This window comes from Cohnella thermotolerans DSM 17683 (assembly GCF_000429825.1).
GTDB classification, from domain to species: Bacteria; Bacillota; Bacilli; order Paenibacillales; family Paenibacillaceae; genus Cohnella; species Cohnella thermotolerans.
This window is the reverse complement of the sequence record NZ_AUCP01000001.1, coordinates 1-22,949: the sequence shown is the minus strand read 5'-3', so window position 1 is coordinate 22,949 and position 22,949 is coordinate 1. Positions and strand designations below refer to the sequence as shown.

Sequence of the window (22,949 nt, the reverse complement as noted above, 5' to 3'; positions counted from 1 at the left end):
TTTCGTTTCGATCGTTGCCCTTTCCGCCTAGCGGGTGAGCGCTTCGTCGGCGATCGCCCGGCCGAGCTCGCCGGCCCGCTCCGCGCAGCGGTTCATCGCCTGACGGACCGCATCGGCGAAGCCCAGACGCTCCAACGTGTCGATCGCCGCCTGGGTCGTGCCGTTCGGCGACGTCACTTTGCGGCGCAGCTCGGCGGGCGCTTCGCCCGTCAGCCGCGCCATCTCGGCCGCGCCGCGCACCGTCTGGACGGTGAGCGCGTGCGCGGCTTCCCGCGTCAGGCCCTGGGCGACGCCGGCCTGGATCATCGCTTCCATCATGTAATAGATGTAAGCGGGGCCGCTGCCGGAGACCGCCGTGACGGTCTCCAGGAGCCGTTCCTCGACGACTGCCGTCATGCCGACGGCGTCGAACATGGCGAGGCCGAGCGAGCGGCCTTCCGGCGAGAGCGCCTCGGAGAAGCTGAGGCCCGTAGCGCCGAGGCCGATCGTGCTGGACGTGTTCGGCATCGTGCGGACGATCGGCTGCTTGCGTCCGATGAGCCGCTCCATCGTATCGATCGAGAGGCCCGCGATGAGCGAGACGAGAATTTGCTCGGGGCGCAGCAGCGGCTTGAGGGACAGCAGCGCTTCGACCGCGTCCTTCGGCTTCATGCCGAGCACGATGACGTCGGCGCCGGCCAGCGCCTGCTGGCGCGCTTCGGGCTCAAGCGCGGGTACGACGCCGTACCGGTCCTGGAGCTCCCGCAGCCGGTCGGCGTTTTGGCGATTCGTCACGGTGATCGACTCGGGCGCGGCGGCGCGCGTCTCCGTCAGCCCGCGCACGATCGCTTCGGCCATCGAGCCGGCGCCGTAAAAGCAAATTTTGACGTTCCCCAGCGGGGAAGCGGCGTTCATGTTTGTCATGGATGTTAACACTCCCGTTCTATTGTATACGCTTGGCTCGGAATATCGTGCCTATCTATTATGGGGCTGCGATAGGAAAAACCGTCTTGCTGGGCCCGCCGCCGCTATTATCCCCGCACTTGCCCGTTGCCCTTCACGACGTACTTCGTCGACGTGAGCGCCGGAAGGCCCATCGGGCCGCGCGCGTGCAGCTTCTGCGTGCTGATGCCGATCTCCGCCCCGAAGCCGAACTCGAACCCGTCGGTGAAGCGGGTGGAGGCGTTGTGGTAAACGGCCGCGGCGTCGACTTCCTGCAGGAACCGCTCGGCATGCTCCTTCGTCTCGGTAACGATGCATTCCGAATGCATCGTCCCGAAGCGCCGAATGTGCGCGAGCGCTTCGTCGAGGCCGGACACGACCTTCACGTTCAAAATGTAGTCGTTGTACTCGGTCGCGTAATCCTCGTCGGTGGCGGCGTTCGCCCAAGGGACGAGCTCGCGCGTGCGGGCGCAGCCCCGCAGCTCCACGTTGCGGGCGCGGAAGCTGTCCGCGAGGGCGGCCAAATGCCGCGCCGCGAACGCTTCGTGCACGAGAAGCGTCTCCATGGAGTTGCAGACGGACGGACGCTGCACCTTGGCGTTCAGCGCGATGGCTTCGGCCATCTCCGGCCGGGCCGTCTCGTCGATATAAGTATGACAAATTCCGGCCCCCGTCTCAATGACCGGAACGGTCGCGTTCTGCACGACGTTCTGGATGAGCGCCGCGCCGCCCCGCGGGATGACGACGTCGAGCAAGCCGTTCAGCTTCAGCATCTCATTGGCCGAATCCCGGCTCGGATCCTCGACGATTTGCAGCGCGTCCGGCGGAACGGCGGTCGCGGCCAGCGCTTCGCGGAGCGCCGCGACGATCGCGCGGTTCGACTCCAGCGCCGCCGAGCCTCCGCGCAGCACGACCGCGTTGCCGGTCTTCAGGCACAGGCCCGCCGCGTCGACCGTAACGTTCGGCCGCGCCTCGTAGATCATGCCGACGACGCCGATGGGCACGGTTCGCTTCTCAATCCGGAGTCCGTTCGGCCGCTCGAACGTCTCGAGCCGCACGCCGACCGGATCGGGCAGCTCGATGACTTCCCGCAACCCTTGGGCGATGCCCGCGATCCGCTCCGGCGTCAGCTTCAGCCGGTCGAGCAGGGCAGGGGACGTTCCGTTCTCCCGCCCCCGGGTCAGGTCCCGCTCGTTGGCGGCCAAAATATCGTCCTGCCTCTCGGTCAGAATATCGGCCATGCGCCGCAGCGCTTCGTTCTTTTGCTCGGTCGTGAGATTGTTCAGAGCCGCGGCCGCCTCTTTGGCCAATGCGGCTTTCGTTCTAACTTCACTCATGGATTTCCGCCTCCTTCTTCACATGGGTCGTGACCCATTCGTCCCGATGAATCACTTCGACTCGCGGCGCCTCCACCCGCCGCTGCGCTTCGTCGCTGGGCAGGCCGGCCACGGCGGTAATCTGCCAGGCCGCATAGTTGGATACGCCTCTGCCGATCGTTTTGCCTTCCGCATTCACCACTTCGACCACGTCGCCGGGATGGAACTCGCCTTCGGCGCCCGTAATCCCGGCCGGCAGCAGGCTTTTGCCGCCATGGAGCAGCGCCGCCTCCGCGCCCGCGTCGACGACGATGCGCCCTTGCGGAACGGAGAGGAAGCCGATCCATTGCTTTTTGGCCGGGAGGGAGTGGAGGGAAGTCGTAAAATAAGTGCCGCGTCCGCGCCCTTCGACCGCCAGCGTCAAATCGCCCGGCTCGGTCACCCGGCCGATAAAGGTCGCCACTCCGCCGCCCATGGCGATGCGGGCCGCTTCGATCTTGGAGCGCATGCCGCCCGTGCCGACGGCCGAGCCCGCGCCTCCCGCGATCCGGTACAGATCCTCCGTGATCGCGTCGATTTGCTCGATCCGTCTGGCGTTCGGATCTTTGCGGGGATCGGCCGTGTACAGCCCTTCGATGTCGGTCAGAATGTACAGGCCGTCCGCCTTCGTCAAATTGGCGACAAGCGCGGACAACGTGTCGTTCTCGCTGAATTTGAGCTCGTCCGTCGCGACGGTGTCGTTCTCGTTGATGATCGGGACGGCCTGCAGCTTCAGCAGCTCCTCGATCGTCCGCTGCGCGTTCTGCGCTCTTTCGCGGTTGCCGAAGTCCGGCCGGGTCAGCAAAATTTGCGCCACCGGAATGTCGTGGGCGGCGAACGCCTCCTGATACGCCTTCATCAGCAGCGCTTGCCCGACCGCGGCGGCCGCCTGCTTCTCGTGAACGAGCTTCGGCCGCGTCCGGTAGCCGATCCGGCGAAATCCCGCGGCGACCGCCCCGGACGTCACCAGCAGCACCTGATGTCCCGCGCGGCGCAGTCCGGCCAGTTCGTCCGCGAAGAAGCGGACTTTGTCCCGGCTCAGCCCGCCTTCCTCGGAGGTCAGGGAGCTGCTGCCTATTTTGACGACGATGCGTCGGTTCATGCCATAACACCAACCTCTCGCAGTTCTTGGGAAAATAAAAAAACTTCCGTCCTGAACAAAGGACGAAAGTTGCCTTCCGCGGTACCACCTTCATTGACGCCGCGCACATGAAGTGCGGACGGCATCCGCTCGGATTCCTGGTAACAGCAGGAACTGTCCGGCTCCTCGCCGGCCGCTCGGGGGTGGGGGAAGCGGGGGGCGAAGGCGAATTCTTGCAGCCTCGGAATTCGCTCTCTGGACGTGCCCGTTCCGCTTCGTTGCCCGTCATGGCGTTTGCGCTTTGGGCCGACTTGCTCAAGACGGCCTCGGTTAATGTTTAGAATACCATGCGCCGCAAGCGTTGTAAAGGAACGGGACCCTCATTCCGTGCAACCGCCCTACCGGAAAAGCTGAAGCTCGCCGACCCGCCGGACCGCTTCCCGCAGCCGGTCTTCGGGGGCGAGCAGGCCTAGGCGCACATAGCCTTCGCCGTGCTCCCCGAAGCCGTTGCCCGGCGCGACGACGACGTCGGCCTTCTCCAGCAGCAGATCGGCGAACGCCATCGAGCTGTAGCCTTCCGGCACCGGCAGCCAGCAGAAGAACGATCCGGCCGGCTTGCGCGCCTTCCAGCCGATCGCGTCCAGCGCCTCGAACAAGGCGTCGCGGCGCCGTTCGTAGATGCGAACCAGCTCGGACACCGTGTCCTGCGGTCCCGCGAGCGCTTCGGCCGCCGCCTCCTGGATGCCGCCGAACAGGCTGCAATAGTAATGATCCTGGATCAGGTTGATCATTTCGACGATCCGGGCGTTGCCGAGCGCGAATCCGACCCGCCAGCCGGCCATGTTGTACGTTTTGGACAGCGTGTAAAATTCGACGCCGACTTCCTTCGCGCCCGGCGTCTCCAGGAAGCTGACCGGCCGCTTGCCGTCGAAGCCGATCGCGCCGTAGGCGAAATCGCTGGCTACGACGATGCCGTGCCGCCTGGCGAACCGCACCGTCTCCTCGTAGAAGGAACGGTCGGCCGTCGCCGCAGTCGGGTTGTTCGGATAGTTGAGGAACATCAGCTTGGCGCGAGCGATCGCACCCGCATCCAGCGCCTCGTAATCCGGCAGGAAGCCGTTCTGCTCCAGCAGCGGCATGAACGCCATTTCGGCGCCGGCCAGCGCCACGCCGGACCAGTAGTCGGGGTAGCCGGGATCGGGCACGAGGCAGACGTCGCCGGGATTGAGCAGGCATTGGCTGATTTCGATCAGACCCGTTTTGCCCCCGAACAGAATGGCGACCTCGGTCGCCGGATCGAGCTCCACGCCGTAATCTTCCTTATATCTGCGGGCGACCGCTTCCTTCAGGAACGGAAAACCGCGGAACGGCGGATACTTATGGTAAAGAGGATTGTCCGAAGCTTCCTTGAGCTTCTCGACGATGCGCTGCGGGGTCGGCAGATCGGGATTGCCCTGCCCCAGATTGATCACGTCCGCGCCGGTGGCCGCGCGGGCGTTCGCCTTCGCGACGAGCGCGGCGAAAAATTGCTCCGGCAGCGTCTTCAGTCGCTCGGCCGGTTGAATGGATATCGACATAAGTCACTTTCACGCTCCAGCTTTGATGCAAAGATAGGATGAATGTAGCACATTCGGACGGCATAGGCAATCGGAAAAGGCGGAATAACCCTTCTTGTCGCGGCCGAGGAAAATGCGGTACGATGAGAGCGAAGCCGCTGCGGCGGCCGATTCGGAAGGAGAGAGACCGATGACCGACAAGCTGCGCCTAGCGCTCGTGCAAATGCATATCAACGCGGGCGATCCCGACGATAATTTTGCCCGATTGGAGCGATTGCTGGAGGACGCCGCGCGCGCCGAGCCGAAGCCCGACGTCGTTCTCGTTCCCGAGATGTGGAATACCGGCTACGCGCTCGACCGCATCCAACAGTTGGCGGATCCCGCCGGCCGCCGGACGAAGGCGTTCGTATCGGCGTTTTGCCGCCGCCACGGCGTGAACGTCATCGCCGGTTCCATCGCGGAGCTGCAGGACGGCGGGGGCGTCACCAACACGGTGCACGGCTTCGACCGGGAAGGGAACGAAATAGCGGAATATGCGAAAATTCACCTGTTCAAGCTGATGGACGAGCATCTCCATCTGGAAGCGGGCGAGCGTCCCGGACGTTTTGCGCTCGAAGGCGTGCCGGCCGGCGTCATGATCTGCTACGACATCCGCTTCCCCGAGCTCGCCCGCCGTCTCGCGCTGGACGGCGCCAAGGTGCTGTTCGTGCCGGCCGAGTGGCCGCATCCGCGCCTGCATCATTGGCGAACGCTGCTGCAAGCGCGCGCGATCGAGAACCAGATGTACGTCGTCGCCTGCAACCGCGTCGGCGTCAGCGGGGAGACGCATTTTTTCGGCCATTCGATGGTCGTCGATCCGTGGGGAGAGATCGTGGCCGAGGCCGGGGAAGAAGAGACGATTCTGACCGCCGAGATCGACCTAACGCTGACCGACGAAGTCCGGAGCCGCATTCCCGTGTTCGACGACCGGCGCCCGTCCGTTTACGAGTGAGCGGTATCGCCGTTCGAAAAAGCGGCGGACAGCCGCTTCATCGTCTCGCGGAACGTAGCGATGAACGCTTCGGCCGCATTGGACAAATATCTTCCTTTGCGGTAGGCGATGACGAGCGTCCGGGTCGGATTGCCTTCGAGCCGGACGTAGACGGGCGCGTGGCCGTTAACGGGACTTCGCGCCACCATCTGCGGCACGAAGGCGACGCCCATGCCCGCGGCGACGAGCGACTGCACCGTCTCGATGTTGCCGCTCTCGAACACGGCGCGCGGGCTGAAGCCTGCTCCTTCGCACAGACTGTGCGCGATCGCGCGGAAGCCCTGGCCTTTCTTGAGCAGCACGAACGGCTCGTCCTTTAGCTCCGCGATCGGAACGGTTTGGGAGGCCGGCCTGCGGGCGAGCGGATGATCGGGCGGCACCGCGAGGAAAATTTCCTCCTCGATGATCGGTTCGTAAGCGAGCGAAGGCTCGACGAGCGGCAGCGAGAGCAGGCAGACGTCGATGCCGCCGCTGGCCGTCAGCTGCTCCAGCTGCGAGGACGTCTCCTCGACGAGCGCGAGCTCGATCTGCGGATAAACGGATCGGAAGGCGGTCAGCACGTCGGGCAGCACGTGCGCCCCGGTCATCGGCAGGCTGCCGATGACGATGCGTCCTTTGCGCAGATCGGCGATGTCCTCCATCTCGCGCCGGAGCTGCTCGGTCATGTCGACGATGCGCTGCGCTTTCTCGACGAACACGGCGCCCGCGTGGGTGAGCTCCACGGAGTTCGTGCTGCGCTTGAACAGGAGGACGCCGAGCTCCTTTTCCAGCTTCGACAACTGCTGGCTGAGAGAGGGCTGGGCGATGTGCAGCTTTTCGGCGGCGCGGGAGAAGTTGCGCTCGGCGGCGATCTGGATGACGTATTGCAGAAGGCGGAGTTCCAACGGCATCTTCCTTTCGGGATGGATTGGGCGGTTGCGGCGGCCGGGACGATGGCTCTATGTTCTAATTATAACATGAAACTATTAACTTTATAGATATTATATCTTGGAGCAATGAACGTTGCGATGGTATGATAGGAATAAGATTCGCTAGAGAAGTCCTTATACGGGGTGAAGATTCATGAGTAAATTGACGATGTTCGAGAAAATTTGGAACAACCACGTCATCCATTCGGAAGAAGGCAAGCCGAGCATTCTGTACATCGACCTGCACCTCGTTCACGAGGTGACTTCGCCGCAGGCGTTCGAAGGACTGCGCATGAACGGCCGCAAAGTCCGCCGCCCGGACCTGACGTTCGCGACGATGGACCATAACGTCCCGACGAAGGATCGCTTCAATATCGCCGACCCGATCTCCAAGCAGCAAGTCGACACGCTGACGAAGAACTGCAAAGAGTTCGGCGTCAAGCTGTACGACCTGAACACGATCGACCAGGGCGTCGTGCACGTCATGGGGCCGGAGCTGGGGCTCACCCATCCGGGCAAAACGATCGTCTGCGGCGACAGCCATACGTCGACGCACGGCGCGTTCGGCGCGTTGGCGTTCGGCATCGGCACGAGCGAAGTCGAGCACGTGCTGGCGACGCAATGTCTGCAGCAAGCGAAGCCGAAAACGATGGAAGTGCGCTTCATCGGCAAGCGTCCGGCCGGCATTACGGCGAAGGACCTCATCCTCGGCCTGATCGCCAAGTACGGCACCGATTTCGCGACCGGCTACGTCATCGAGTACACGGGCGAAGCGATTCGCGGCCTGACGATGGAAGAGCGCATGACCGTGTGCAACATGTCCATCGAAGCCGGCGCGCGCGCCGGCATGATCGCGCCCGACGAGACGACCTTCAACTACTTGCGCGGACGCGAATACGCTCCGCAAGGCGCCGACTTCGACCGCGCGGTCGAACAGTGGAAGGCGCTGCGCACCGACGAGGGCGCCGTCTACGACCGCGTCGTCGAGCTCGACGTCTCCACCCTCATTCCGCAAGTCACCTGGGGCACGAGCCCGGGCATGGGCACGGACATTACGTCCACGGTGCCTTATCCGGACCAGTTCCCGACGGAGAACGAGCGCAAAGCGGCCGAGAAGGCGCTTGAATACATGGATCTGAAGCCGGGCACGCCGATGACGGAAATTCCGATCGACTACGTGTTCATCGGCTCCTGCACGAACGGCCGGATCGAAGACTTGCGCGCCGCCGCCAAAGTGGCCAAAGGCTACAAAGTCAGCCCGAACGTGACGGCGATCGTCGTTCCGGGGTCCGGACGCGTTAAACTGCAAGCCGAGAAAGAAGGCCTCGACAAGATTTTCACCGAAGCCGGATTCGAATGGCGCGATGCGGGCTGCTCCATGTGCCTCGCGATGAACCCGGACGTTCTGCAGCCCGGCCAACGCTGCGCCTCGACGTCGAACCGGAACTTCGAAGGCCGTCAGGGCCGGGGCGGCCGGACGCACCTCGTATCGCCGGAAATGGCGGCCGCGGCGGCGATCAAAGGCAAATTCACCGACGTCCGCAACTGGGAATTCAAGTCCGAAGTGACGGCATAAGAAGGGAGCTGCGATATCATGCAACCATTTACGAAACTGACGGGTATCGTCGCGCCGGTCGACCGCGTGAACGTGGATACCGACGCCATTATTCCTAAGCAATTTCTGAAACGAATCGAGCGCAGCGGCTTCGGCCAGTTCCTGTTCTACGAATGGCGCTTCGACGAGAAGGGCGCTCCGATTCCGGAATTCAGCCTGAACCAGCCGCGCTACCAAGGCGCCTCGGTGCTGCTCTCCCGCGCCAACTTCGGCTGCGGCTCGTCCCGCGAGCATGCCCCCTGGGCGATTCTGGACTACGGCTTCCGCGTCGTCATCGCGCCGTCGTTCGCCGATATTTTCTACAACAACTGCTTCAAGAACGGCATCCTGCCGATCAAGCTGAGCGAGGAGCAAGTCGAAGAGCTGTTCCAGCGGACGAACGCAAGTGTTGGCTACGAGCTGACGGTCGACCTCGAGAACAAGTCCATCTCCGACGGCAAAGGTCTGCAAATCGCATTCGACCTCGACGAACACCGCCGCCAGTTCCTGCTTCAAGGCTTGGACGACATCGGCCTGACGCTCCAGCACGTGGACGCGATTGCGGCTTACGAAGCGAAGCACCAGGCTCGCCTCGCGAATTCCTACTAAGAAATAGCCATTTCGACCTATTAACGGCATAATCCGACAAGCTTGCGCGGCCCTTTGTTCCCGAAACGGCAAAATTCGGGGCAAAGGGCCTTTTTTTCCTCGAAATCTCGCAACTTTTGCCTTGTGCGGACGTCTAATGTTTCGTAGACAAGCCGGATGGGGATTCACCCTTCCGGTACGTTGGAAACACATTCGCACCGAGGTGAAGCATGAAGAAGTGGACGTCCCTGTTGTTTGTCGCTGTTGTCATGCTGTTCCTGACAGCGAAGATTGCGTCCGCGCAGACGGTGACGCCGAAGCTGGTACTGGACGGCAAAGAATTGAACCCCCCGGAGCCGCCCGCGCTCGTCGGCAATTTCACGATGGTGCCGATCCGGGTCGTCGGAGAAAGCTTGGGCTACAAGGTCGATTACGACAGCGGCACGAAGAAGGTCACAGTGAAGAGCGACACGTCGGTCGTGGAAATGGTCATCAATCAGACGAAAGCGACGATCGACGGCAAATCGGTGGCTTTGCAGGCGCCGCCGACGGCCAAATCCGGCACTACGCTCATCCCGCTCCGATTCGTGGGAGAGTCGCTGGGCCTGCAAGTGTATTGGGAGAATGCGAGCAAGTCGGTCTTTCTTTATAGCAACGGCAAATCCGGCGCCGGCAATGGCAGCGGTTCCGGAAGCGGCGGAACGAACGGCTCGGGTTCGAGCGGCGGAAGCCATCCGGGCGACGGCGGCCTCGTCGGCGTCGTAACTCCGGAAGACGGCTCGGAAGGGGACGAGGGCGACGGATCGGTCGTGACCAACCCGACGGGCACGCTGACGCAGCTTCATTCGGTATCGTTCGAGGACGGCGATACGATCGTGCTGAAGTACGACGGCGGGTTTCTGTTGCCGAAAACGTCCGTGCTGACGGGGCCCGATCGGATTGTCGTCGATCTGCCTTCGGCCGATTTCGCTTCCGACTTCTCGCCGGCGCTGCCGACGGACGACGGGATGGGCGTCAAGCCGCTCGGGGAGCTGGCGGTGACCGGCCACGAAGCGCTGCAGAAAATTCGCTACTCCCTTTTTTCGGACAACCCCCGTACGATTCGGTTCGTGCTCGACCTCAGCAAGAAGTGGGGATACGAGCTGACGAACGACGCGGCGGCGGGAGAGTTGAAGATCAAGCTGCAGGAGCCGTCGGCTGCGCCTGCCCAACCCGGCAGCGGAGGCAGCGGCGTCTATACGGTCGTTCTCGACGCGGGTCACGGCGGCAGCGATCCGGGAGCTCCGAGCATTACGGGCAAGTGGGAGAAAGATTTCACCCTGGCGGTCATTCTGAAGCTTCGCGATTTGCTCGCGAAGGACAGCCGGCTTAACGTCGTGCTTACGCGATCCTCCGATACATATCCGACCTTGGCCGACCGTTACAACCTGGCGAATTCGCTGAACGCGTCGTTGTTCCTGTCGGTGCACGGCAACAGCAATACGAAGAATACGGTCAAGGGCGCCGAAGTGTACTATACGAGAACGGACAGCCTGGCCTTCGCGAACGTCGTGCACCAATACGCGGTTCCGGCGACGGGGATGCAGGATCGGGGCGTCATTCAGAAGAGCCTGGCCGTCACCCGGGAGACGAAGATGCCCGCGGTGCTGTACGAGGCCGGCTATCTGTCCAACGCCGACGACGAGAAGAAGATGTACACGGAGGATTTCCAGAACAAGCTTGCGCAAGGCTTGGCGACCGCCATTAAGAAATATTTGCAATTGAGCTGACGCTGCCGCGCGCGCGGCACGCAAACAATCAGACAGGGGAGAATGAGCAATGGCGTTGGTGTCGCGTGGAAAATCATGGATAAGCTTGATTGTGCTGCTCGCTTTGGTCTGGACCGGCGCGGCCGTTCCGGCTCCCGCCGCGTCGGCGGCCTCTTCGACGCCTTTCAGCGACGTGGCTTCCGGCCATTGGGCCGAGAAGCATATCGCCAAGCTGGCTTTGCAAGGCTTGGTGAAGGGCAACAACGGCTTGTTCAAGCCGAACGACTCGCTCAGCCGCCAGGAAGCGGTCGTCATGGCGATCCGGCTCATGGGGATGGAGGACGAAGTCAAGCCGAACGACGTCGTCGCGTTTCCGAGCACGTTCACGGTGGACAATTTCTTCAAGCCGTATGTGAACTTCGCCTTCAAGCAGAAGCTGCTCAGCATGACGGAAGAATTCGCTCTGGCCGACAAAGAACCGAAGAAGGCTTGGGGCAGCAGCCCCGCCACGCGCGAGTGGGTCGCCCGGCTGCTCGTCCGCGCGATCGGCAAGGACGCGGATGCCGCTGCGCAAAGCGGTAAAGCGACTTCCTTCGCCGACAATGCTTCCATCGATCCCGAGCTGCTCGGCTACATTAACGTCGCCGTCGGCGCGGGGCTGGTCAACGGCATGGACGGCAACAAGTTCGATCCGAAGGGCAATCTGACCCGGGCGGCGGCCGCCACGCTGTTCAGCCGCGCGGAATCGCAAATCCAGACCGCCTACTCCGGCCAGGTGACGGGCATCTGGCTGTCGGTCGGCCCCGACAAGCTTACGATGCTGCACGCCGACGGAACGACTTCGACTTACACGGTATCTCCCGCCACGCTGTTCGCGCGCGCCGATTCGGAGAAGCTGACGACGATCGACGGGCTGAAGGTGTACGGCAAAGCGCTGCTCATCAGCAGCGGAGACGGGACAGCCGAATACGCCGAGCAGCTGGACGACACGGCGCAGGTCAAATCGGTGGAGGGCAAGCTGGTCGTCGTCAATTCCAGCAAGCATCTGATCTCGATTTTGGTCGGGGAAGACGTTCAGCAATACAGCTACGACGAGAACAGCCCGCCCGCGGTAACCGACGCGGACAACAACGCGATCAAGCTGTCGGATTTGGCTTCGAACGCCGACGTCAAGGTCATCGTCGACGCTTTCAGCGCCTCGCCTAAAGTGCTGGCCGTCTCGCTGAAGACGTCCGCCGTATCCAAATCGGGCACCGGGACCGTTACGGCCGTTGACGCAGACAAGTGGAAGATGCAGGTCAAGGATGCGTCCACCGGCGTCGCTCAGACGCTCTCCGTAGCCGAGACGGCAACGGTCAAGAAGGACGGCATATACGTCGATCTGTCCGAGCTGCACACCGGGGATACGATCAGCTACGTCGTGAAGAACGGCGAAGTGACGAGCATCGTCGTCTCCAAGTCGACCTCGTCGACGACGGTTAAGGGCTATCTGTTCAAGGTCGACAAGACCGATCGGACGATCCAGTATACGACTTCGGGCGATTCGAGCGATATTAAACTGAAGTTTTACACGGACGACGTCACCGTCAGCATCAACAATGATTCCGAGCCGGATCTGGACGATCTGTACAAGGACGATGCGATTACGATGACGTTGAACGACGAGGGCGAAGTCACGGCGATTCAGGTGACGGACCGCTCGATCGATACGCTGGTCGGAGCCGTCGTTTATTCGTACAGCTCGAACGTGCTGGTCGTCAACGACGCGGACGGCAATCCGGTCGCCTTCAAGCTGGACACCGCCACGAAGTACGACCTGAACGGTTCGACGATTACGAAAGCCAACGCGATCAACTACATGACGAAAGGCAAGAAGGTCAATATCGGCTATTCCGGATCGAAGCTTATTTACGTCTCTTTCGTCTCCAAATATTCGGGCACGGTTGCCAAAAACGACACCTCCGCCCATCAGCTGAAGCTGACGTTGGATGACGGAAGCAGCGTCACGCTCAGCTACGGTACGCCGACCGTCGAAATTTACGGCAAATCTTCGGCCTCGTACAGCGACGTCGCCAAAGGCAATAAAGTGGTCGTCACACTCAATTCCGACCAGGATTCGATCACGCGCATCGTCGTGAACAAGACGGCGCAATTCGATGTCGTCTCCCTGAACGCCTCGCAGAATAAAATTAACGTGACGGACAGTGCCGGGACGACGACGGAATGGACGTTGGATTCGTCGGTATCGGTTCTGGGCGAAGACGGCAAAGCGGCAAGCTTGAGCGCGTTCACGGCCGGCTCGGCGTTGAACGCGACGTTCGAAGGCAAGACGCTGAAGTCGATCAAGCTCGTTAAAGTCATCTTCGGCAAGGTGACTTCGGTCGACGCGGCTTTGGGAACGGTGACCGTGCAGTCCGGCTCCGGAACGGAGACTGCCGTTCAAGTCGGTACGTCGCCGATCATTACGAAGAACGGCTCGACGCTGTCGTCGCTCACTTCAATCGCCGCGGACGACCGCGTGGAGATTCGCAAGAACGAATCGGGAGACACGACGATTACCGTCGTGACGGGAACGACGAAGACGGTCTGGTATGCGGATGCGACCAACCTGATTCTGAACTTCAAGAAGGCGACGCTGGCGGAGGAAGACGCCGTCAAAGTCAGCCCGGCAGCTTATATTCATCAAGGCACGTCGACGCTCGCGCTCGGCAATCTCACGAACGGCGATACGGTAACGGTGTACGTATTGCGGAACAAAGCGGTGGAGATCGTCAAAGCCTAGTCGGCCGCCGCACCACGGGCTCGGTCCCGGAAGGCGATAAGCCTTTCGGCGACCGGCCTTTTTTCGTTTGTTCGGGCTCCCGGAGGCGAACGCGAACGGACGCGGCGGTTGCCGGAGGGGCCAAGATTCGGTACACTTGTTTATGAAAATTTTCACGCTTTTTAACGGGACGAGAAGAAGGAGCTAGCCGGATGAACGCGGGAAAGATGAGACATATACTGGATACGATCGCCGAAATGTTTCCGGACGCGCATTGCGAGCTGAACCACTCCAATCCGTTCGAGCTGACGATCGCCGTCCTGCTGTCCGCCCAATGCACGGACGAGACGGTCAACAAGGTGACGGCGTCTCTTTTCCAAAAATACAAGACGCCGCAAGATTATTTGAACGTGCCGCTGGAGGAGCTCGAGAACGACATCCGCCGGATCGGGCTGTTCCGCAACAAGGCGGCCAACATCCGGAAGCTGTGCCGGATGCTGATCGACCGGTACGGCGGAGAAGTGCCCCGCGAGCACGACGCGCTCACCGAGCTTCCCGGCGTCGGCCGGAAGACGGCCAACGTCGTCGTCTCGAACGCATTCGGCGTGCCGGCCATTGCGGTGGATACCCACGTGGAGCGCGTATCCAAGCGGCTCGCGATCGCAAAGCCGGACGACAGCGTCCTTGAGGTCGAGAAGAAGCTGATGAAGCTGGTGCCGCGCGACGAGTGGACGCTGACGCATCATCGGCTCATCTTTTTCGGGCGGTATCACTGCAAGGCGCAAAATCCCGCGTGCGAGGTTTGTCCGCTGCTGGATGTGTGCCCGGAGGGCAAGAAGCGGATGAAGGCGGCGCTGAAGCCCGCGAAGGCGGGAGCGTCCAAAGCGAAGGCGGCGACGAGGAAGCGTACGGTGGACGCGGAAGGCGTACGGGCTTCGCAAGCCAAGGGAGAGACGAGAACGAGGGAAAAGGCGGCCGCGGCCGCTTCGACGCAAGCGCAAGGAGGCGAGGCGCCATGACGGGCCGGAATACGGGGGGAGACACGCTCCTCCGGGAGCGGACGCAAGCGATGGCGGCGTACGGCGATTCGTTGCGCCGCATGGCGGAGTTCGCCGGAGCGAACGGGGACGAAGCGCAGCGCGCCAAATTTACCGAGCTGGCAGAGAAGCTGGAGAGGGGCGATCTGACGATCGCCTTCTGCGGCCATTTCTCGGCGGGCAAATCGACGCTCGTGAACGCTCTGATCGGGGCGGAGCTGCTTCCGTCCTCGCCGATTCCGACGACGGCGAACGTCGTGACGGTACGCGACGGGGAGCCGGCGGCGCGCGTCGTTTTCCGCGGCAAAGATGGGACGACGGCGGAGACGCCGAACTTGCCGGTGGAACGGCTGAAGGATTTGGCCATCGACGGCGAGGGCGTTGCGTCGATCGACGTGACGTATCCCGTGCCCGTGCTGCGCGGCCGGACGGCGCTCGTCGACACGCCGGGGGTCGATTCCACCGACGGGGCGCACCGGGCGGCGACGGAATCGGCGCTGCATTTGGCGGATGTCGTCTTCTACGTCACGGATTACAACCATGTGCTGTCCGAGGTGAACTTCCGGTTTCTGCGGACGCTGCACCGTTGGGGGAAGCCGACCTACCTTGTCGTCAACATGATCGACAAGCACCGCGAGGAGGAAGTGGCGTTTCCGAAGTTCAAGGAAGGGCTTCGCCAGGCGCTGGCCAATTGGCGCATCGAGCCGGCGGGCATTTTATTCCTTTCGCTCAGGGAGCCGGGCCATCCTCTGTCGCAATGGGAGGAGCTGCTCGGTGTCATCGAGCGGCTGAAGCCGCTTCGCGAGGAGCTGCTGCTGCGAAGCGCGGACCGTTCGGCCCGGTACTTGGCGGAGCAGCACCGGGAATTTGTGCGGCAGCGGCACGCGGCGGAGCGGGAGGCGCTTGCCGAGCGGGCGGGCGGTGCGGACGAGGCCGCGAGGCTTGCCGAAGAGCGCGCGCGGCTCGAAGGCGAGCTCGCTGCGCTCCGGAGCGAAGGGGAGCGCCGGCTCGAAGCGTTTCGCGGGCGGCTCGACCATCTGCTGGCCAACGCCGGCGTGACGCCCGCCGAAACCCGCGAGAGAGTGAGGGAAGTGCTGGAGAGCCTGCAGCCGAACTTCAAGGCGGGCGGCTGGTTCGGCGGCGCGGCCAAGACCGAAGCCGAGCGCCGGCGCCGCATGGAGGAGCTCGTGCGGGATTTGAACGTGCAGCTGACGGCTCACGTTCTCGTGCATGTGCAGTCGATGCTCCGGCAGGAAGCGAAGGAGGCGGGCTTCGAGGGCGAGGCGCTCGAAGCGCAGCTGGAGGCGGCGTTTCCGGGCGTCGACGCCGAATGGCTGCGCCAGCGGGTGAAGCCCGGCACGGCAGCGGACGGCCAGGCGACGCTGCATTTCGCGGCGGAGCTTGGCGCCGAGATGAAGTCCGGCGTTCGCCGCGAAGCGCTGCGGCTGGCGGCGGAGCTCGACAAGCGGCGGATTCCGGCGCGGGAAGCGGCCGCCGCGGGGTTGGAAGCGGAACTTCAAGCGCTGTCCGGGCGCGAGGAGGCCGCGAATGCGATCGCGGCGTTGGAAGCGGCGGAGCGCGCCGGGGAGCGCGAGCTGCTGGCGATGTTGCCCGAGACGCCGGCCTGGGAGGCGGATCGCCTGCCCAAGCCGGCCGAGGCCGGCACGGAAGCGGCGGAAGCCGTTCGGCCGGCAACCGGGCGTTCGCCGTCTCTGGCGCGGCTTGAAGCGAGCGGCTCGAACGGGGCCGGGCGCGGCGTGCCGGAAGCAACCGGCGTCGCGACGGCCGATGCCGAGCGGGAGTCGCCGGTCGGAGAGGCATCGGAAGGGCCGCAGGCCGCCGCCGCGGAGCTGCTGGAACGGGCGGCCGCTTTGCTGCGGCAGGTGGGGCCGCTCCGCCGGCAAGCGGACGGACTGCTCGCCAAAGCGGAGCGCTTCCGTCAGAACCGCTTTACGATCGCGCTGTTCGGCGCGTTCAGCGCGGGCAAATCGTCATTCGCCAACGCGCTCGTCGGCCTGCCGGCACTGCCGGTATCGCCGAATCCGACGACAGCGACGATCAACCGCATCGTCGCCCCGTCCGGCGACTACCGTCACGGCACGGCGCTCATCCGGATGAAGACGGCCGAGGCGATGCGGGAGGACGTCCTGTTCTCGCTGGAAAGGCTCGGCATCGGCGAAGACGCCGCCCGTTCGGCGGGGGACGATATCGAGGCGCTGCTGCGGCTGGCGGCGGAAATGTCGCCGGAAGACCTGCATCCGCGCGGCCGGCCGCATCTGGCTTTCCTGCAAGCGGCGGCGGCCGGATGGCCGCGCTACGGAGAGCTGCTCGGCCGGGAGCTGCATGCGGAAGAGGAAGCGTACCGCCGGTACGTCGCCGAAGAGGAGGCGTCCTGCTTCGTCGCGTCCGCCGACCTGCATGTCGACGCGCCCTTAACCCGCAGCGGCGCGGTACTCGTCGATACGCCCGGGGCGGATTCGATCAACGCCCGGCATACGGGAGTCGCCTTCCAATATATTAAGGATGCGGACGCCGTCTTGTTCGTCACGTATTACAATCACGCTTTTACGGAAGCCGACAAGCGCTTTTTGAACCAACTGGGGAGCGTCAAAGACGCGTTCGAGCTCGATAAAATGTTTTTCGTCATCAACGCGGCCGATCTCGCCTCTTCGGAAGAGGAGCTGGCCTCCGTCGTTACCCACGTGGAAGCGCAGCTGCTCAAGCACGGCATCCGCAAGCCGCGGCTGTTTCCCGTATCGAGTCTGCGAGGTCTCGAGGCCAAGCTGGGCGGTTCCCGCGAATCGCTGGCTTCGTCCGGCTTGACGGCCTTCGAGACGGCGTTCGCAGCGTTCGCGAGAGAGGAGCTCGGCGGTTTGGCCGCCGCGAGCGCGAACAAAGAGCTGGATCGCATCGACGGCCTGCTGCGCAGCTTGCTTCGGGCGGCCAGCGAAGACGCGTCGACGCGGATGGAGCGGCAGCAACGGCTGCTTGAGAGCGCCGAGCGGTTGAAGGAGCGGTTGCGGTCGTCGTTGAACGACACAGCCGTGCAGCCGCTGCTCCAAGAGCTGGGCGAGCAGCTCTATCATTTGCGGCAACGGGTCAAATACCGCTTCGGCGAGCACTTCATGATGGCGTTCCATCCTTCCGTGCTGCAGGACGACGGCCGCGATCTCAAGAAGCTTCTCCAAGCTTGCTGGATGGATTTAAAAAGAAGCGTCGCCGAAGATTTGCAGCAGGAGCTGCGGGCGGCGGGACTGCGGATGGAGAACGCGCTGCACCGTCTGCTGGGTCAGCGGGTGGCGGAAGAAGCGCTAAGCGCCTCGCTGGAAGGCTTTGCGCCGGAGCAGCCGCCGCGGCCCGAACTCGCGCTTCCCGTGCGCGAGCCGTTCGCCGACGGGCCGAATGTGGAAGCCCGCAGGCTTTGGAACGCTTTCCGAAGTCCGAAGCATTTCTTCGAGAGAGACGGGAAGGCGGCACTCCGGGACGAGCTCGAGAACGAGCTGTTCCGCGCCGCCGATGCGTGGCTGGCCGCGACGCAAGCGGAGTGGAGCGAAGCGGCCGCCGGAACGTTCCGAACGGAGCTCGGCAAGGCAGCGGACGCTCTCGCCGCAGAGCTGGCCGCCTACGCTTCGGGGCTCGAAGAGACGCTTCGCCGGCCTGGCGAAGAGCGGCTGCTCGAGGAAATCGGGCGGCAGTGGACGATTTTGCGAAATGGGAAAAGCACCTGATTTTCCCTCCGGTTATTTTTGGCTGTTTTTGGCTTTCCCGTATCGTTTCCGCGATACAGGAAAGCCTTTTCATTCTTTTTCGGCCTGATACGCTTTCTTAAACCCTAATAAGGGGAAGAAAGGGAGAATCTCCGATGATTAAGGAGAATGAACCGGTTCTCCATTGTCTGAAGCGCGGTCGTTCCGGCTGAGGGCGCGATATGCTTCCTCACGCCGTTTGAAGGGGGGCAAGGTTCCTGTTATGCTTCCGTCGTATCCGATCGACTGGGAGGGTTGACATCATTTGGACGTATTTCGAGGTTTAAAGTCTTTTTTCTGGCAAGACAAAGGATTTCTCCTGGGGTCGGTGCTCGGCTTGGCCACAGCCACGGCGCTCGGGCTCGTGTACCCGATGCTTCTGAAAGTGCTCATCGACGACATGATCATCCCGGGCGAATACGAAGGGCTGCTTGGCTTGGCGCTGCTTGCGGTCGGCATCGTCATGCTCAAGGCTGGCTGCCAATACGTTCACGGCTTCAGCGGCGGACGGCTGGGCAACCGGCTCGCGTCCAGGCTGCGCAATGCCAGCTACGAGAAGCTGCAAGTGCTGCCTTTCTCGTTTTACGATTCCGCGCGTACGGGCGATCTCATGTCCAGGCTCACCGCGGATATCGAAGGCATTCGGAACTTCATCGGCTTCGGCCTGGCCCAGCTGATGAACACGGGATTTCTCATCCTGTTCGGCTTCACCATGATGGCGATCATCGACTGGCCGCTCATGCTCATGACGCTCGTCATCATTCCGGTGCTCGCGTACATCGCGATCCGTTTCGAGTTTCACATCCACCCGGTATTCCGCTCCATACGTGCGGCGGTCAGTAGACTGACGGTCAGCGTGCAAGAGAACATTATGGGCGTCCGAACGGTAAAATCGTTTGCGAGCGAGCCCCATGAAATGAAGAAGTTCAGAGGGGGCAACGAAAATTATCGGGACAACCATCTCGCGCTCGCCGCCGTCTGGGCGAAGTACTTTCCGATCATCGAATTTATCGCCAACCTGAGTGTCGTCCTGCTCCTGCTGGTAGGCGGTTTTCGAGTGATTAACAAGACCCTGACGTTGGGAGAGCTCGTTTCGCTCAACGGCATGCTCGGCATGATCGTCGCCCCGCTCTGGACGCTCGGCTTCCAAATTAACAACTACACCCAGTCGAAAGCGGCCGGGGAGCGGCTCCTGGAGCTGTTGAACCAGCCGGTTACGATTCGCAACGCCGACCGCGCTCTACGGCTTCAAGACGAGGCTGTACAAGGGCATATCCATTTCGAGGACGTCAGCTTCCGCTATCCGAATCACGAGGAGCAGCCCTCCGCGTTGCTGGGCTTCAATCTCGACGCGCCTCCCGGGTCGGTTATCGGCCTGCTCGGCGGCACCGGTTCCGGCAAATCGACGGTCGTTCAATTGATGCTTCGCGCTTACGACGTCGGGGAAGGCTCCATTACCCTGGATGGGGTCGATATCCGCCACATCGAGCTGGAGAGCCTTCGCCGGCAGATGGCGATCGTGTTCCAGGAGACGTTCCTGTTCTCGACGACGATTCGGGAGAACATCGCTTACGGCCAAGCGGATGCCAGCGAAGAGAGCATCATTGAAGCGGCGAAGCTCGCCCAGGCGCACGACTTTATTATGGAGCTGCCGCAGGGCTACGACACGATCGTGGGCGAGCGGGGCATGGGGCTGTCCGGCGGACAAAAGCAGAGAATCGCCATCGCACGTGCGCTGCTGCTTAGACCGAAGGTGCTCATGCTGGACGATGCGACGAGCGCGCTCGACATGGAGACGGAGCACGTCATTCAGCAATCGCTTCGCAAGGTCATGGCGGGCCGAACGACGTTCATTATCGCCCACCGTATTTCGTCCTTGCGTCATGCCGACGAGATCATCGTGCTTGATCGCGGCCGCATCGTTCAACGCGGCAAGCATGAGCAGTTGATCCGCCAGCCGGGGCTGTACAGAGAAACCTATCAAACGCAGTACGCGGACCGTCCGGATGAGCTGGAGTCGGCTTCCGCAGGCGAGAGGCGGGTGAGCGGATGAGCCGGCAGTTCCAATATCAGGACGATGTGCTGATCGAGAAAAATTTTAACTGGAAGCAGATGGCCCGTCTGTTCACCTACGTCAAGCCCTATCGCGGAGACGTCGCCCGCGTCGTGTTCGTCATGACCGTGTTCGGCATGCTGACGAAGCTGGCGATCCCTTTCCTGATCAGCATGGCGATCGACAAGGCGATCAAGCCTGCGGACGGTCAGACGAGCGGCGGCCTGCTCTGCCTCTTCATGGGAATCATGCTTGCGATGTACGCCCTCCGATGGTGGGCTCAACACTATACGATCCGCCAGACGAACAGCATCGGGCAAAAAGTCATTTTCGATTTGCGAACGGCGCTATTCAAACATATTCAAGGTTTGTCGTTCCGATTCTTCGACAAGCGGCCGGCCGGATCGGTGCTCGTTCGGGTAACCAACGACGTCAACTCGCTGCAGGACCTGTTCACGAACGGCGTCGTCAACTCGGTCATCGATATCGCGCAGCTGGCAGGCATTATCATCATCTTGCTGGCCCTTCAATTTAAGCTCGGATTGGCCGTCATGATTACCGTTCCGCTTATGTTCATCGTGTCGTCCTCCTTGCGCAAGCGGATTCGCTTCGCCTGGCAGACGGTGCGCATCAAGCAGTCGCGAATCAACTCTCACTTGAACGAGAGCATCCAGGGGATTCGCGTAACTCAGGCTTTCGCTCAAGAGAAAGAAAACATCGGTTTCTTCGACCGTATGAACTTGAGCAACATCCGTTCGTGGAACTTTGCTTCCGCGTTGAACCAGCTTTTCGGACCGGTTATCGAAATTACGTCTGCGGTCGGCACGCTGATTTTGCTGCTTTACGGCTCCCACCTCATTCAATCGGAGCAAATGACGGTCGGCGTTCTCGTCGCTTTCATCACTTACGTCAGCTACTTCTGGGAGCCGATTACGCGTCTCGGCCAAATGTATTCCCAGCTCCTGATCTCGATGTCTTCGGCGGAGCGGATCTTCGAGTATTTGGACGAGAAGCCCGCCGTCGGCGAGAAGCCGGATGCCGTCGACCTGCCCGAAGTACGCGGGCACGTCCGGTTCGAGGATGTGGAGTTCGGGTACGAGAGCGATCGCCCGGCGCTTCGCGGCATCAACCTGGACATTAAGCCCGGCATGACCGTTGCGCTCGTCGGACATACCGGATCGGGCAAAAGCACGATCGTCAATCTGCTGTGCCGTTTCTACGATACGGTGAAGGGGCGCGTACTCATCGACGGTGTCGATGTCCGCGACGTGAAGCTGGAAAGCCTTCGTTCCCAAATCGGCATCGTGCTGCAGGATACGTTCATTTTTTCCGGTACGATCCGGGACAATATCCGTTACGGACGTCCGGACGCAACCGACGCCGAAGTCGAAGCAGCCGCGCGTGCGGTGCGCGCCCACGACTTTATCTCGAACTTGCCGGACGGCTATGATACCGAAGTGCAGGAGCGGGGCAGCACGCTGTCGATGGGACAGCGTCAGCTCCTCTCGTTCGCGCGGGCGCTGCTGGCCGATCCCCGCGTCCTCATTCTGGACGAAGCGACGGCCAGCATCGACACCGAAACGGAGCTGCGCATCCAGGAGGCGCTCGGCACGCTGCTGGCCGACCGTACCTCATTCATCGTGGCGCACAGGCTCTCCACCATCCGCCATGCCGACCTTATCGTCGTCCTCGATCACGGCGTCATCGTCGAGCAGGGCAATCATGAGCAGCTCATGCGGCTCAAAGACGGTCACTACCGCGGCCTTATCGAAGCGCAGTATCGTTTTTTATCCGCTTAATTACGCATGAACACACGAACAGCCTCCCCTTCGCAGGGGGGCTGTTTTTGCGTCCGCATTCCACACCCCCGCATCCCCGCTTCCCTCTATCCCCATGCTTCAGGCAATCGCCTTTATTCCGGGGACCACGCTCCCCCGCACATGCCCTCATCCCATTATCCCTTTGACTCAGTGAATGAGGGGACGTGAAGGGAAGACATGCCATAGGATATTTTCGTATCCCATTAAACCAGGACGTTAACACGCTGGGTCCTCGGGCTGAAAGGGAAACGATCAAAATAGATGGTTCCACCGAAAGCTCGATTAAATTATGGGAACATGACCTCGAGGTTAACGAAAAGGCGGTTACTCCATCTTCGCAGATAGACATCACGCCCCCCAAGCTCTGAAGTGCCGAGCTTTCCATTTCGCCCTGCTCCCCCACAAGCGCCAGGGAACGGGGAGCACCGGCTTGTCCCGCGTCAGCTCTTTGTAAATCAGCACCGGCGTCGAAGCGCACCAGCCAAGCAACTCGCCGAACACGGGCGCCGTGCGCAGCTTCAGATTGACCCGGAAGCAGAATTCGTCCAGGTACGCCTGCAAATGCTTCGCTCCAATGCCGTTAAAGGTGGTGTTCAGCCAACCGCATACGTCCCATTTGAGCATCAGCAGAATCCAGGGCGATTGGCTATAGAGCCCGCCGACCGAAACGTTCTTCCCGTCGGTATGCTGCCGGACGAACGCTTCGGTTCCCCTTTTGCCAATGATGCGCTGTTCGTTGTCGACATGGCTG

The 22,949-nt window shown here is 62.1% G+C and carries 14 protein-coding genes and 1 pseudogene; 9 read left to right on the top strand and 6 right to left on the bottom strand.

The features are described 5' to 3' along the window. Positions 1–27 precede the first annotated feature (27 nt). The 4 genes from proC to G485_RS0100060 all read right to left on the bottom strand — a co-directional run bounded on the left by proC (position 28) and on the right by G485_RS0100060 (position 4,934). Positions 28–903 (bottom strand): pyrroline-5-carboxylate reductase, encoded by an 876-nt coding sequence (gene proC, locus G485_RS0100075; RefSeq protein WP_027090809.1) that lies wholly within the window; start codon positions 901–903, stop codon positions 28–30. Positions 904–1,010: 107 nt separating this feature from the next. Further along, positions 1,011–2,258: a glutamate-5-semialdehyde dehydrogenase gene (locus G485_RS0100070; protein WP_027090808.1), complete on the bottom strand. Its 1,248-nt coding sequence runs from the start codon at positions 2,256–2,258 to the stop codon at positions 1,011–1,013. Beyond that, positions 2,251–3,378, bottom strand: coding sequence for a glutamate 5-kinase (proB, locus tag G485_RS0100065; RefSeq protein WP_027090807.1), 1,128 nt, complete (start codon positions 3,376–3,378; stop codon positions 2,251–2,253). The genes G485_RS0100070 and proB overlap by 8 nt, the downstream gene beginning before the upstream one ends. Before the next feature lie 377 nt (positions 3,379–3,755). Then, positions 3,756–4,934, bottom strand: coding sequence for a pyridoxal phosphate-dependent aminotransferase (locus G485_RS0100060; RefSeq protein ID WP_027090806.1), 1,179 nt, complete (start codon positions 4,932–4,934; stop codon positions 3,756–3,758). Between the two features lie 169 nt (positions 4,935–5,103). Here G485_RS0100060 and G485_RS0100055 point away from each other — a divergent pair, with 169 nt between their 5' ends. After that, a complete protein-coding gene (locus G485_RS0100055) occupies positions 5,104–5,904 on the top strand; it encodes a carbon-nitrogen family hydrolase (RefSeq protein ID WP_027090805.1) in 801 nt (266 codons plus the stop codon). Here the strand turns inward: G485_RS0100055 and G485_RS24610 are convergent. Then, the gene (locus tag G485_RS24610) at positions 5,895–6,827 is read right to left on the bottom strand and encodes a LysR family transcriptional regulator (protein WP_035154274.1); all 933 of its coding nucleotides are present in this window, start codon (positions 6,825–6,827) and stop codon (positions 5,895–5,897) included. The two genes, G485_RS0100055 and G485_RS24610, sit on opposite strands and share 10 nt — an antisense overlap. Positions 6,828–7,005: 178 nt before the next feature. Between G485_RS24610 and leuC the strand changes: the two genes are divergently transcribed. The 8 genes from leuC (at position 7,006) to G485_RS0100010 (ending at position 22,177) form a co-directional block, all read left to right on the top strand. After that, on the top strand, positions 7,006–8,427 hold the full coding sequence (gene leuC / locus G485_RS0100045; protein WP_027090804.1) for a 3-isopropylmalate dehydratase large subunit: 1,422 nt from the start codon (positions 7,006–7,008) through the stop codon (positions 8,425–8,427). 18 nt (positions 8,428–8,445) lie between these two features. Next, positions 8,446–9,054, top strand: coding sequence for a 3-isopropylmalate dehydratase small subunit (gene leuD / locus G485_RS0100040; RefSeq protein ID WP_027090803.1), 609 nt, complete (start codon positions 8,446–8,448; stop codon positions 9,052–9,054). A 209-nt stretch (positions 9,055–9,263) separates the two neighbouring features. Beyond that, positions 9,264–10,802 carry an N-acetylmuramoyl-L-alanine amidase family protein gene (locus G485_RS0100035; RefSeq protein ID WP_027090802.1) on the top strand — a complete coding sequence of 513 codons (1,539 nt, stop codon included), beginning with the start codon at positions 9,264–9,266 and terminating at the stop codon, positions 10,800–10,802. Positions 10,803–10,851: 49 nt separating this feature from the next. Next, on the top strand, positions 10,852–13,563 hold the full coding sequence (locus tag G485_RS0100030; protein WP_027090801.1) for an S-layer homology domain-containing protein: 2,712 nt from the start codon (positions 10,852–10,854) through the stop codon (positions 13,561–13,563). 191 nt (positions 13,564–13,754) lie between these two features. Further along, a complete protein-coding gene (nth, locus tag G485_RS24605) occupies positions 13,755–14,561 on the top strand; it encodes an endonuclease III (protein ID WP_084423031.1) in 807 nt (268 codons plus the stop codon). Next, positions 14,558–18,307 (top strand): dynamin family protein, encoded by a 3,750-nt coding sequence (locus tag G485_RS24600; protein WP_051317914.1) that lies wholly within the window; start codon positions 14,558–14,560, stop codon positions 18,305–18,307. The genes nth and G485_RS24600 overlap by 4 nt, the downstream gene beginning before the upstream one ends. Positions 18,308–18,590: 283 nt before the next feature. Continuing rightward, positions 18,591–20,378, top strand: a complete 1,788-nt coding sequence (locus G485_RS0100015) for an ABC transporter ATP-binding protein (RefSeq protein ID WP_027090800.1) — start codon at positions 18,591–18,593, stop codon at positions 20,376–20,378. Next, a complete protein-coding gene (locus G485_RS0100010; RefSeq protein WP_027090799.1) occupies positions 20,375–22,177 on the top strand; it encodes an ABC transporter ATP-binding protein in 1,803 nt (600 codons plus the stop codon). The genes G485_RS0100015 and G485_RS0100010 overlap by 4 nt, the downstream gene beginning before the upstream one ends. A 369-nt stretch (positions 22,178–22,546) precedes the next feature. Here G485_RS0100010 and G485_RS30300 read toward each other — a convergent pair. Beyond that, positions 22,547–22,949, bottom strand: a pseudogene (locus G485_RS30300) (hypothetical protein); the annotation flags it as partial.